The 11,861-nt window shown below is 74.0% G+C and carries 13 protein-coding genes; 8 read left to right on the forward strand and 5 right to left on the reverse strand.

Annotated features, from left to right (window positions below; translation table 11 throughout):
* The first annotated feature begins 60 nt into the window (after positions 1–60).
* The gene (locus NUM_RS11995) at positions 61–618 is read left to right on the forward strand and encodes a YbaK/EbsC family protein (protein WP_207124887.1); all 558 of its coding nucleotides are present in this window, start codon (positions 61–63) and stop codon (positions 616–618) included.
* A gap of 242 nt (positions 619–860) precedes the next feature.
* Here NUM_RS11995 and NUM_RS12000 read toward each other — a convergent pair whose 3' ends face one another.
* The gene (locus tag NUM_RS12000; RefSeq protein WP_207124888.1) at positions 861–1,565 is read right to left on the reverse strand and encodes a DsbA family oxidoreductase; all 705 of its coding nucleotides are present in this window, start codon (positions 1,563–1,565) and stop codon (positions 861–863) included.
* A gap of 282 nt (positions 1,566–1,847) precedes the next feature.
* Between NUM_RS12000 and NUM_RS12005 the strand changes: the two genes are divergently transcribed.
* A complete protein-coding gene (locus NUM_RS12005) occupies positions 1,848–2,654 on the forward strand; it encodes an SGNH/GDSL hydrolase family protein (protein ID WP_225918508.1) in 807 nt (268 codons plus the stop codon).
* Positions 2,655–2,760: 106 nt separating this feature from the next.
* On the opposite strand, the gene NUM_RS12010 is transcribed toward NUM_RS12005, so the two are convergent.
* The gene (locus NUM_RS12010; RefSeq protein WP_207124889.1) at positions 2,761–2,943 is read right to left on the reverse strand and encodes a hypothetical protein; all 183 of its coding nucleotides are present in this window, start codon (positions 2,941–2,943) and stop codon (positions 2,761–2,763) included.
* 124 nt (positions 2,944–3,067) lie between these two features.
* Positions 3,068–4,693, reverse strand: a complete 1,626-nt coding sequence (locus NUM_RS12015) for an FAD-dependent monooxygenase (protein ID WP_225918510.1) — start codon at positions 4,691–4,693, stop codon at positions 3,068–3,070.
* A gap of 37 nt (positions 4,694–4,730) precedes the next feature.
* Here NUM_RS12015 and NUM_RS12020 point away from each other — a divergent pair, with 37 nt between their 5' ends.
* Positions 4,731–5,456, forward strand: coding sequence for a TetR/AcrR family transcriptional regulator (locus NUM_RS12020; RefSeq protein WP_207124891.1), 726 nt, complete (start codon positions 4,731–4,733; stop codon positions 5,454–5,456).
* Entirely contained in the window at positions 5,453–6,166 is a 714-nt protein-coding gene (locus NUM_RS12025) for a VanZ family protein (RefSeq protein WP_207124892.1), read from the forward strand. The genes NUM_RS12020 and NUM_RS12025 overlap by 4 nt, the downstream gene beginning before the upstream one ends.
* 249 nt (positions 6,167–6,415) lie before the next feature.
* Here the strand turns inward: NUM_RS12025 and NUM_RS12030 are convergent, their stop codons facing one another.
* Positions 6,416–6,856, reverse strand: a complete 441-nt coding sequence (locus NUM_RS12030; protein WP_207124893.1) for a hypothetical protein — start codon at positions 6,854–6,856, stop codon at positions 6,416–6,418.
* Positions 6,857–6,962: 106 nt separating this feature from the next.
* Positions 6,963–7,520: a GNAT family N-acetyltransferase gene (locus tag NUM_RS12035; RefSeq protein ID WP_207124894.1), complete on the reverse strand. Its 558-nt coding sequence runs from the start codon at positions 7,518–7,520 to the stop codon at positions 6,963–6,965.
* A gap of 195 nt (positions 7,521–7,715) precedes the next feature.
* On the opposite strand from NUM_RS12035, the gene NUM_RS12040 reads away from it, so the two are divergent.
* The 4 genes from NUM_RS12040 (at position 7,716) to NUM_RS12055 (ending at position 11,738) form a co-directional block, all read left to right on the forward strand.
* A complete protein-coding gene (locus NUM_RS12040) occupies positions 7,716–8,084 on the forward strand; it encodes a hypothetical protein (RefSeq protein ID WP_207124895.1) in 369 nt (122 codons plus the stop codon).
* Complete coding sequence (locus NUM_RS12045) at positions 8,042–8,578, forward strand: hypothetical protein (protein WP_207124896.1); 537 nt, start codon at positions 8,042–8,044, stop codon at positions 8,576–8,578. Before NUM_RS12040 ends, NUM_RS12045 begins: the two co-directional genes overlap by 43 nt.
* A gap of 66 nt (positions 8,579–8,644) precedes the next feature.
* The gene (locus tag NUM_RS12050; protein ID WP_207124897.1) at positions 8,645–9,220 is read left to right on the forward strand and encodes a TetR/AcrR family transcriptional regulator; all 576 of its coding nucleotides are present in this window, start codon (positions 8,645–8,647) and stop codon (positions 9,218–9,220) included.
* 118 nt (positions 9,221–9,338) lie between these two features.
* The gene (locus NUM_RS12055) at positions 9,339–11,738 is read left to right on the forward strand and encodes an ATP-binding protein (protein WP_207124898.1); all 2,400 of its coding nucleotides are present in this window, start codon (positions 9,339–9,341) and stop codon (positions 11,736–11,738) included.
* Positions 11,739–11,861 lie beyond the last annotated feature (123 nt).

The raw sequence follows: 11,861 nt of genomic DNA on the forward strand, positions 1-11,861 counted from the left end.
ACGTGGCCGCCGCGGTGCCGGTGTGCCGGGCGTACCGGCCGCCGGTGTGAGGATGGCCGGATGACATCGACGTTGCAGACTTCACCGGCGCTGGAGCGGCCGGACCTGCTGGCCGAGCCGGTACTGGCCGCGTTGCGGTCCTGGTCGGTGCCGAGCGTGCCGGTGACCGAGGTGCTGGTCGCGGAGATCGACCCGGAGCTGGCCGACACCGCCGAGTTCTGTGCCGCGTACGGCACCACCCTGGACACCTCGGCGAACTGCGTCGTGGTGGCCGGTCGCCGCGGCGCCGAGACGAGCTACGCGGCCTGCGTCGTGCTGGCGACCACCCGCGCCGACGTGAACGGGCTGGTGCGCCGGCGGCTGTCCGCCCGGAAGGCGAGCTTCGCGCCGATGGACGCGGCGGTGGAGTCGACCCGGATGGAGTACGGCGGGATCACCCCGGTCGGCCTGCCGGCGGACTGGCCGGTACTGGTCGACCCGGCGGTGCTGACGGCGGGACGCGTCGTGATCGGATCGGGGCTGCGCCGGAGCAAGTTGTCGGTTCCCGGTGAAGTGCTCGGGATGCTGCCGAACGCCGAGGTCAGCGAGGGTTTGGGCCGACCGGTTTCCGCGGACTGAGCCAAGTTGTCCACAGGTTGCCCGGTTATCAACAGCCGACCGCCATCGCTTGTGTACAAACCTGTGGATAACTTGAAGCGGCCCTGCTGACCTCGGAAAACGATCCATTCCTGATCTTGCAGCCATCGATCGCGGCGATGTTGCACGTGAAACATCGATCGGTACCGTGACCCGGTTGTGGATAACGCGGTGGATAACTCGACGGCCCGGCTCGTGGTCGAGCCGGGCCGTCGGTAGCTGGGTCAGATGGCGCAGGAGTCGTCGGTGCAGGTACCTGCCTGCGTGTCCGTTGTGTCACCGAGAGTGGTCAACGGGGTCGTCCTGGACTCGCGCTGCTGGACCTCCTTGAGCACCTCCAGCAGGGTGTCCGGCTCCTGGGCCCCGGACACCGCGTACTTGCCGGCCAGCACGTACGTCGGCACCCCGGTGATGCCAAGCTGTTGCGCCTCCGCGAGCTCGGCGGCCACCTCGGCGTTGCCCTCGTCCGAGTCGAGGAACGCGGAAAGCGCTTCCCGCTCCAGTCCTGCCGCAACGCCCACTTCCAGCAGTACGGCCGGATCGGCCACGTTGCGGCCTTCAGTGAAGTACGCCCGGAACAGCCCGTCGGTAACCGCGATGCCGTACCCCTCCCGCTCCGCGTACCAGGCGAGCCGGTGCGCCGGGAAGGTGTTGACGTGCTGCGCGTCGCCGAACCGGTAGTCCAGCCCGACCGCGCGGCCCAGCTCGGCCAGCTGGTCGTTCAGCTGCCGCACCCGGTCGAGCCCGCCGAACTTCGCGGCGAGCGCCGGCTGCAGCGGGGTCGGTTCGGTCGGCGCGGACGGATCCAGCTGGAACGGCCGCCACCGCACGGTGACGTCGCCGTCGAAACGCTCCAGGGCCAGTTCGAGTCGACGTTTGCCCAGGTAGCACCACGGGCAGGCCACGTCGGAGTAGATGTCGATGTCCACGGTAGTTGCAACAGCAACAACCCTCCCGGGATTCCTTCGCCGGCACCATCGCCCCGGGCCGAGGCGGCGGAGGCGGCGATCGAGCCGTCCGCCCGACCTCGGAACCGCCGCTGCCCACCCGGCCGTGCACGCCGTGGAACCCGCGCCAGCCCGGCGCCGGCGCGGGTGAACCTGGCGCCGGACCACCGCCGTACCTGCGGGTAACCTGACACCGTTCGGGAACGGGGCCCGGCGGGGACTCGACAGCGCGTCCGCCGGCCTGAGGTAAGGGGGCGGACCGCCGTGCCGCGGCAGTTCAACAGCTTCGTCGCAGTGGGGGACAGCTTCACCGAGGGCATGGTCGACCCGCGCCCGGACGGTACCTTCCGCGGCTGGGCGGACCGGGTCGCCGAGGTGCTGGCCGCGCGGAACCCCGACTTCCGGTACGCGAACCTCGCGGTACGCGGTCGGCTGTTCAAGGGCATCGTGAACGAGCAGGTGCCGGCGGCGATCACGATGCGGCCGGACCTGGTCAGCTTCGTCGCCGGCGGCAACGACGCGCTGCGGCCGGGCTTCGACCTGCCGAAGATCAGCCGCCGGCTCGACTGGGTGGTCGGCCGGCTGTCCGACACCGGCGCCACCGTGCTGCTGCTCACCGCGGCGGACGTGACGTTCCTGCTGCCGGCACGGCGGGTGATCGAGGAGCGCGCCGAGGCGTACAACGACGTGATCCGGCAGACCGCGGCCCGGCACGGCGCTGTACTGGCGGATCTGTGGCGGGACCGCGGTTTCGTGGACCGGCGGATGTGGGGCTCCGACCGGCTGCACCTGTCGCCGGTGGGCCACCGCCGGGCGGCCGGGCGGGTACTCGAGGCGCTGGAGGTCCCGGTGGACGAGGCGTGGTTCGCCGACCTGCCGCCGGCCACGGCCCGTCCGTGGCTGCGGGCGCGCGGCGGGGACGTGCGCTGGGCCGGCCGCTACTTCGCCCCGTGGATCCGTCGTCGGCTGACCGGCCGGTCGTCCGGCGACGGCATCACCGCCAAGCGCCCGACGCTGGACCGGATGGTCGAGGCGTCCGCCGCACCGCTGGACGACGGCGCCTCCAGGTAGCCGCCGCTGCTCGGCGCGAGCCGGGTGAGCGGCAGGCAGGCGACGGCGGCTCGGTCGAACCGCCGTCGCGTTTCGGCTCGCCCGGCTGCCGCCGAGCTCGCGGGGCTCAGCGCAGCTGGCGCCGGCTCGTGCCGCCGACCGACTTGCGCACCTTGCCGGCGATGAACACCACGCCGCCCACGATCAGCGCGCCGATGAGCACGTAGAACAGGACGCCGATGAATGCCTTCACGGCCCACACGACGATCGATCCGGCGACGAACAGCCCGATCACCACGAGTGCGGCCATCAGAAGCGCCTTCACTGTCTGACCTCTCATCCTCGGCGGCCACCCCGACCGCCTCACCATCCATGGTGCTGCGCGCGTGGCGCCGCCGCCATGGGGTGAACCCCCGAGACGACCCGGAACCGGCTTACCTGGCCAGGATGGCATCGATCGCGCTGGTCAGGACCCGGATCGGGTGGTCCGCTGCGGTGCGGGAGCGCCATCCGACGATCCGGTCCGGCCGTACCAGCAGGGCACCGTCGCCGGTCAGCCCGGCCGCCGCGGGCCAGCCCGGGCCGGCGTCCGCCACCGGTACCGACAGCTTCTCGGCCGCGGCGCGCCAGCCGGCGGCGTCCGGCGCGGGCAGCAGTACCGGCTCGGTGCCGGCCAGGTCGAGGGTGGACCGGCCGTCGGCGAGCGGCAGGTGCGGCAGCCGGGTGCCGGGTCGGCCGGACAGTTCCAGCCGGTCGGTCGGCTGCGGCCCGCTGCCGTCGTCGACGACCGCACCCGCGGTGTACTGCGCGCCCGCGACCAGCGCGAACGGGTGGTCCAGGGTCGGTGGGGCGAGTTCGCGCAGACCGCCGGTGCGCAGCGCGGACTGCTCGGCGACGTGGTGGGCCACCGGGTGCCGCTCGTCGTGGTACGTGCCGAGCAGTTCCGGTCCGCCGGTGCCGGAGCGGATCGCGGCGAGCTTCCAGGCGAGGTTGTCGGCGTCCTGGATGCCGGTGTTGGCGCCGGCCGCCGCGTACGGGGTCATCACGTGCGCGGCGTCGCCGGCGAGCAGCACCCGGCCGGTGGCGAACCGGTCCGCCACCCGCATCGTCGGCTGCCACGCCAGCGCGGACAGCACCTCGACGGCCACGTCCGGTGCGCCGAGGGCGGTACGCACCAGGTCGGCCCAGCGCGGGTCGGGCGGTGCCGTGGGATCGTCGGCCGCCGGCAGCAGCGGGCCGGTCATGAACATCCACCGGTACCGCCCGTCGACGGAGGCGAACGCGCCGGGTGCGGCGGGATGTTCGGTCTGGCAGATGTTGAACTCGCGGCCGGCGGTGAGCGCGCCGAGGTCGGCACGGAAGTACACGTTGACCGCGTCGCCGAGCACCCCCAGCCCGCTGCGTTCGATGCCGAGCAGCGCTCGCACCGTGCTGTGTGCCCCGTCCGCCCCGACCAGGTACGACGCTCGCACCGTGAGCGCGCTGCCGGCTGCCGCCCCGGCCCCGGGGGCGCGCACCCCGGTGCCGGTGGGCGTGACCGCTGACCTGCCGCCGAACGATGCGGCGAGGGCGCCGCCGGTGGTCGCGGCGCCGGTGAGGGTGGCGGTGACGCCGGTGCCGTCGTCGGCCAGGTCGGCGAGCGTGGTCTGGAAGTGCACCGGGATGCCGCGGTCGCGCGCCTCGCGCAGCAGGACCGGTTCCAGCAGGTCCTGGGCGACCAGGCAGGACCGTTCGGGGCTCGCGGCGAGCAGGTCGGTGTAGTCGACGTGCGGGGGCGGCGGCAGCGGCTCGGACTCGACGAGGGTGCGTCCGGCGCGCATGCCCTGGTGCGCGGCCAGCCCTTCGGCCGCCGCGTACACGGCGTCGGCGACGCCGATCGCGCGGAACACCTCCATGGTGCGGAAGTTGAACCGGCGCGCCTTGGGCTGGATGGAGGTACCGGGATGCTTCTCCACCACGACGGCCGGCACGCCGTGGTGGTGCAGGGCGAGCGCGGTGGTCAGGCCGACCAGGCCGGCGCCGACGATCAGGACGGGCTCAGGATCGTGTACGTTGTACATCACGCGTACAACGTACACGACAGGCTAGAGTCACGCCATGAGCAGTCGCGACGGGCGGTTGGTGTGGGACCTGCCGGAGCCGACCGGCCGTGCCGCCGGGCCGGCGCTGAGCCGGGAGGCGATCGTGCGCGCCGCGCTGACCATCGCGGACGAGCACGGCGCCGAGGCGGTCACCATGCGCCGGGTCGCCACCGCGCTCGGCTCGTCCACCCCGATGTCGCTGTACCGCTACGTCGGCGGGAAGTACGGCATCGTCGACCTGATGCTCGACGCGGTGTACGGCGAGATCGAGCTGCCGGCCGAGCCGTCCGGCGACTGGCGCGCCGACCTGACCCTGCTCGCGCACCGCGAACGCGACACGCTGCGCCGCCACCCGTGGTTCGTCGGGCTGTCCCACCACCGGCCGATGTTCGGGCCGAATGCCCTGTGGCACAACGAATGGGCCCTGCGCGCGGTGGACGGACTGGGCCTCGACGTGACCACCATGATGAGCATCGTCGGGATGGTCGTCGGGCACGCCCAGTCGTACGCGCAGCACGAGGCCGAGGAGGCCCGGATGCGCAGCCGGATCGGCGTGACCACCGACGCCGAACTGCGCGCCACCGCGACCGCCCACGTCGACCGCATCACCGCCGACCCGCGCTACCCCACCCTGGCCCGCTGGATCGGCGAGGCGCACGAGGTCGACCCCGACCAGCAGTTCGCCCTCGGGTTGGACTGCCTGCTCGACGGCATCGCCGGCCGGCTGGTCGACCGCCGGTGACCGAGGTCTGGTCGCGCTACCACCTGATCCTGATCGGTTTCGCCGTCGCGCTCCCGGTCGCGGTCCTCGCCGTCCTGCTCCGAGCCCGCGCGCTGACGACCCCGGCGCATCCGACCGGCCCCGCGCCTCCGGCGCAACCGGCCGACCCGACGCCCGCGAGGCCGGCCGGCCTCGCGACCCCGGCGCAGTCAACCAGCCCGGCGCCCGCGACGCCGGTGCAGCCGGCCGGTGCGGCGGCCGCGGCTCCGGTGACCCGGCATTCGCTCTGGTACGCGGTGTGCGAGGTCGCCGCGGTCTACGGCACCCTGCCGTGGCTGGCGATGACGCTCACGCCGGACCCCGGTGCGCCGCGCCGGATCCAGCCGGTACCGCTGCACGACCTCGCCGCGCTGGCCGGGGCGCCGGCGCAAACCGTTGCGGTACAGCTGATCGGGAACGTGCTGGTGTTCGCGGCGGCCGGGTTCTTCCTGCCGCTGCGGTTCGCCTGGTTGCGGTCGCTGCCGCGCGTGGTGCTGCTCGCCGCGCTCGGTTCGGCGCTGATCGAGACCGTGCAGTACGTGGCGGAGCTGGGCCGGGTGTCCTCGGTGGACGACGTGCTGGTCAACGCGGTCGGCGCCGGCCTGTTCGCGCTGGCGTCCCGGCCGCTCTGGGCCCGTCGGTCCACAGTGGATGATGCGGACCAGCCCGGTCGCGCACCGGCTCGCCGCTGATCGATCCGCCGGCGCGCGGCGGCGGGCTCCGCCGTCCGCTCCCGAAGCGCCGCCATGGCCCAGTCGCCCGCCCCGAAGCGCTGCCGTGGCCTGGCCGCCCGCCCCGAAGCGCCGCCGTGGCCTAGCCGCCCGCCCCGAAGCGCTGGCGTGGCCGGGCACCCGCTGTGGCGAGGGCTCGGCGGCCGGGCACCCGCTGTCGAGGGGCTCACCGGCCGTGCACGTGCTGTCGAGGCGGCTCGGTGGCACCGATCAGTCCCGGGCGCGCCCGCGCGGCAAGCAGGCGGCGAGGACGAGCGCCGGGCCGCCGAGTACCGACCATGGCCCCGGCCCGAGCGGCACCCAGACCAGCGACGGGTGGCTGCGCAGTACGCTGACCGCGGTGAGGCAGAGCAGGGCGGCGGCGACCGCCACGACGATCCGCGCGCCGGTACCCGCGTGCCGGTCCCGGCGGCCGTAGCGCCAGGCGACGGCCGCCAGCGCGAAGGCGAGCACGCTCACCCCGAGCCCGAACACCAGGAACAGCGGCAGCGAACCGTCGCCGTGCTTCAGGTACGCGTAGCCGTTGACGGCGGTGTGCGCGATGCCGATGCCGACCAGCGCGACGGCTCCGACCCGGCTGGCCCAGCGGCGAACGGTGTCGACCCGGCCGTACGGGGTCCCGGACGAGTGTCGGTGCTCGATGGTGGTCATGTCGCAAGCCTGTCCGGCCGACCCGGCCGGCGACTCCCACCAGCGAGGGAGCCGCCTCCCTCGCTGGTTCCGTTCCGCGGACCGCAGGTGGTCCACAGTGGACGGTTCAGGCCGGCTCGGCCCACTCCCGGCGCAACACGCCCATGATCACCTCGTCGTGGTAGCGGCCACCGCGGAAGGTCGCCTCCCGGCGCCGCCCCTCCTCCCGGAACCCCGCCTTGCGGTACGCGGCGATCGCGCGCTCGTTGTAGCCGAACGCGAGCAGCTGGATGCGGCGCAGGTTGAGCTCGGTGAACCCGTACCGCAGCATCACCCGGGTGGTGTCGGTACCGAGGCCGCGGTTCTGGAACTCCGGGCCGATCATGATCCCGTACGTGGCGACCCGGTCCTTCGGCCGGATCTGGTGCAGCGCGGCGTGCCCGGCCAGCTCGCCGTCGAGCGTGGTCACCGCGAGGCCGACGTCGAGCGACTCGTTCGTGCTCCACGACCGCAGCATGTCCATGATCTTCGCGACCGGCTTCGGATGCAGCGGCCCGCCGTCCTGGTACGTGGCGACCGCCGGGTCGGCCCACCACCGCGCCAGCGTCGGCAGGTCGTCCTCGGCCACCGCCCGCAGCCGCACCAGCCGGCCCGCCAGCGGATCTTCCCCGATCTCCACACCCATCGGTCCACCCTATCCAGCGCTCTGCCGGCCGACCCCGCGTACCGCGGCCGGTCGTGGCTCACCAGCGCGGGAGTGCCGCGCCGTCTGTCCATTATGGACACTTACGGTTCGGCTCACCGAGCGTACCGGCGGCGCTGACCTGCCGTGGTTGTACGGGCTTGGCAGGCTGTGCTGATACGTCCGTCGAGCTGGTAGGTGAGCGTGAACGACGATCCGTTGCTGTGGCTGTTCCGGCTGCGCGCGAAGAACCGCGGGCTGGCGGTGACGGTGGTGTCGGCGGACGAGCTGGAGATCGTCGGCGCCTCGTCCGGCACACCGTGGACGATCCAGCTCGACAACCTGCGCCGGCGGGCCGAGCAGGCACCGCGGGACCAGTGGCGGAACCTGATCGACGAGTTCCTGGACCAGCTGGGCGACGCCGATCAGGACACCGCACCCACCGAGAGCCTGGACGACGTCCGGTCACAGCTGCGCACCCGGATCTCCCGGTCGACCGGGAGATCCCCGACGGGCTGGTGCCGGTGCGCCGGCCGGTGGCGCCGGGCATCGAGGAGTGCCTGGTGATCGACCGGCCGACCACGGTGATGACGCCGTCCGCCGACCGGGTCGCCGACTGGCCGCTCGACTCCGACGGGCTGCTCGACCTGGGCCGGGCCAACCTCCGGGCCGGTCAGCCGCTGGAGGTGGTGCAGCGCGAGGTGATGGACGGCGCCGACATCGCGGTGCTGGCCGGCGACGAGGACTACGCCAGCACGCACCTGCTCTGGCTCGACCGGTACCCGGTGGTCGGGCCGTACGGCGCGCTGGTGGCGGTGCCGGCGGAGGGCGTGCTCTTCGTGCACCCGATCACCGACGGCACCGTGTACTCGGCGGGCGAGGTGCTCGCGGGCGCCACGCTGGACCGGTACGCCCAGGCGGAGAAGCCGATCGCGGCGGCGCTGTACCACTGGCACGACGGCGAGATCTTCCTTGCCGCGGACCTGCGGACCAGCGGCGACGAGGTGTCGATCGTGCTGTCCCCGGGGTTCCAGTCGCTGATGGAGCACCTGGCCCGCTGACCGACCACATCGTGGTACCGGCCGGTGCGACCCGGCGGCGGTCGTCGGTGCGGCTAGGCTGGCGCGATGACCGCCGGGCAATCGAACGGGCGCCGGTCGCGGCGCGAGGAGATTCTTGACGTCGCGGTCGACCTGTTCGCGCGGCGCGGCTACCACGGCGTCTCGATGGACGAGATCGGCAAGGCGGCGGGCGTCACCGGCCCCGCGCTGTACCACCACTTCTCCGGCAAGGAGTCGATGGTGGCGGCGGCGCTGATCCCGGTCAGCGAGCACCTGCTCTCGGCCAGCCAGGAGCGGATCAAGGGCGCGGCCGATCCGGAGACGGCGCTGGACGCGTTGCTCGACTTCCATGTCGAGTTCGCCCTGGAAAATCCGGCCGTCATCACCCTGCACCTGCACGAACTGGACCGGCTGCCGGACGAGCCGCGGCGGGAGATCCGCCGGCTGCAGCGGCAGTACGTGGAAGAGTGGGTGCAGGTGCTCACCGAGCTGCGCTCGGAGCTGCCGCGGCCGGCCGCCCGGGTGCTCGCGCACGCCGCGTTCGGCCTGATGAACTCCACCCCGTTCATCGGCGCCGAGCTCGATCGGGACCGCCGCGCGACGATGCTGCGGGCGGCCACCAAGGCTGCCCTACTTTCCTGACCGTATGGCAACGAGCGGTCACTGAGAGTTCGTTACCGTCAGTGACCTGCGTGAATTCTTGCCGGAAGTCCGACAGAGCTACCGCGCCTGTCGGTGCCGGGGCAAATAATCTCACTCCGTGGAGCCCGACTCGCCGGCCGAGGCGTCCTTCGCCGAGGTGCTCGCCAGCGCCCGGAACGCGGCCGGCCTCACCCAGGAGGAGCTGGCCGAACGCGCCCAGCTCAGCGTCCGGGCGCTCAGCAACCTGGAGCGCGGCGAGGCGTCCCGGCCGCGCCGAGGCACCGTCGACCGGCTCGCCGTCGCGCTCGGCCTGACCGGCCTGGACGCCGAACGGTTCGCCGCGGTCGCCCGCGGCCGGCGGGTGGCCGGCGACGCCACCGGCCCGGCCCAGCTGCCCACCGACCTGCCCGACTTCACCGGCCGGATCACCGAGCTGTCCCGGCTGACCGAGGCGCTCGCGACCGGCGACGAGTCCGGCGTGCACATCGTGGTGCTCGGCGGCGGCGGTGGCGCCGGCAAGACCGCGCTCGCCGTGCACGCCGCGCACCTGCTCCGCCACCGGTACCCGGACGGGCAGTTCTACCTGGATCTGGCCGGCAGCCGCTCGGGCGGCGTCGACCCGGCGTCCGCGCTGTCCGGGTTCCTGACCGCGCTCGGCGCCGAGCCCGGCGAGCGGGGCGAGAACCTGTCCGCCCGGATCGGCCGGTACCGCACCGCGCTCGCCGGCCGCCGCGTCCTGGTCCTGCTCGACGACGCGCGGGACGCCGCCCAGGTTCGGCCGCTGCTGCCGGCCGGCGCCGGCTCCGCGGTGCTGGTCACCAGCCGGTACCGGCTGCCCGACCTGGTCGGTGCCCGGCACGTGCCGATCGGTCGGCTCGACGACGAGGAGGCGACCGTACTGCTGGGCCGGATCGCCGGCGCCGAACGCGTGGCGTACGAGCCGGACGCGGCGGCACGGGTGGTCGCGGCCTGCGACCGGTTGCCGCTCGCGGTGCGCATCGTCGGCGCCCGGCTGGCCGTCCGCCCGGCCTGGACCGTCTCGTCGCTCGCCGACCGGCTCGCCGCGTCCCGCCGCAGGCTGGACGAGCTGCGGGTCGGTGACCTGGCCGTCCGGGCGTCGTTCCGGGTCAGCTACGACCGGCTGTCGGCGCCGGCGGCCCGGCTGTTCGCGCTGCTCGGGCACTGGCCCGGGCACGACCTCGCCACCGCCGCCGCGGCCGTCCTGGCCGGCGAGTCCGAGGCCGACACCGAGCTGCTGCTGGAACAGCTCGTCGACGCCTACCTGCTGGAAAGTCCGGAACTCGGCCGGTACCGGCAGCACGACCTGCTGCACGCCTTCGCTCGCGAGCTGCTCGCCGACGAGCTCGATCCGGCGCAGTCCCGGGCCGCGCTGGAGCGGCTGGTCGATCACCTGGCGGCGACCGCGTACCAGGCGGACCTGGCGATGTGGCCGGCGAGCCGGCCGCCCTTCCCGCCACCGAACGCGCCCGGTGCGACGTTCGACTCCCGGGAGCAGGCGGCCAGCTGGTACCGCACCGAGTGGGCCGCGCTGGACGTGCTGCTGCGCCGGATCGCCACCGAACCCGGCACCCCGACCCCGGCGCTGACGGTGGCCCGGCTGGCCAGCCTGATCAACCTGTACCCGTTCCTGCGCGGCGACCTGGTGGCGCTGGAGCGCGGCGCCCGGCGGGCGGTGACGCTGGCCGAGCGGGCCGGCGACCCGCTGCTGGTGGGTACCGAGCAGAAGCGGCTCGGGTTCGCGCTGCTGGAGCAGCGCCGGCCGGACGAGGCGGCCCGGCACCAGGAGCTGGCGCTGGCCGCGTTCCGCGCCGCCGGCGCCAAGGACGCCGAGGCCGGCATCCTCAACAGCATCGGCCGCCGGCTGATGTACGAGGCGGGCCGGTCGTCCGCGGGCCGGCCGGACCGGATCGCCGCGGCCCGCCGCTCGCTGCTGGACAGCCTGGCCGCCGCGCGCGCCGCCGACGCGCGGTCCGCCCAGGTCACCGCGCTGGGCAACCTCGGTCAGCTGGAGCACGAGGCCGGCGAGGACGAGGCCGCGTACGACCATCTCAGCGAGGCGCTGCTGATCGCCCGCGAGCTGGGCGGCGGCCAGTACGAGGCGGCGGTGGCGAGCCGGCTGGGCATGGTGCTGGCGGGGTTGGGTCGCCCGGACGCCGCGCTCGCCGAGCACACCCGGGCGGTACGGATCACCGAGGAGCTGGCCGACCGGCGGGCCGAGGTGAGCGTGCTGGGCGAGTTCGCGGCGACCTGTCTGGTGCTGGGGCGCCCGCGGGTGGCCGCCGAGCACGCCCGGCGCGCGCTCGCGCTGTACGAGGAGTTGCCGGCCGGGGCGCGTCGGGTCGAGGACGAGGTGGCCGCGCTGACCGCGCTGGGCCGGGCACTGGCCGCGACCGGTTCGGTGGCGACCGCGCGCGAGGTGCTTCGCCGGGCCGCGGCCCGGCTGGACGAGCTGGCCGAGCCGGCGGCGGCGGCCCGGGTGCGCGCCCTGCTGCGCTGAGCCGACGACCCGCCCGAGACGGCTCGTGGACGGACTGCTGCGGTGCCGGGGAAAGGAATCAGGCCGCCCCCCGTTCGGCCCGGATCCTGCACCCGGCACCGGCAGCAACCGCACAACGATCGT

The organism is Actinocatenispora comari, assembly GCF_017312725.1.
GTDB lineage: Bacteria > Actinomycetota > Actinomycetes > Mycobacteriales > Micromonosporaceae > Actinocatenispora > Actinocatenispora comari.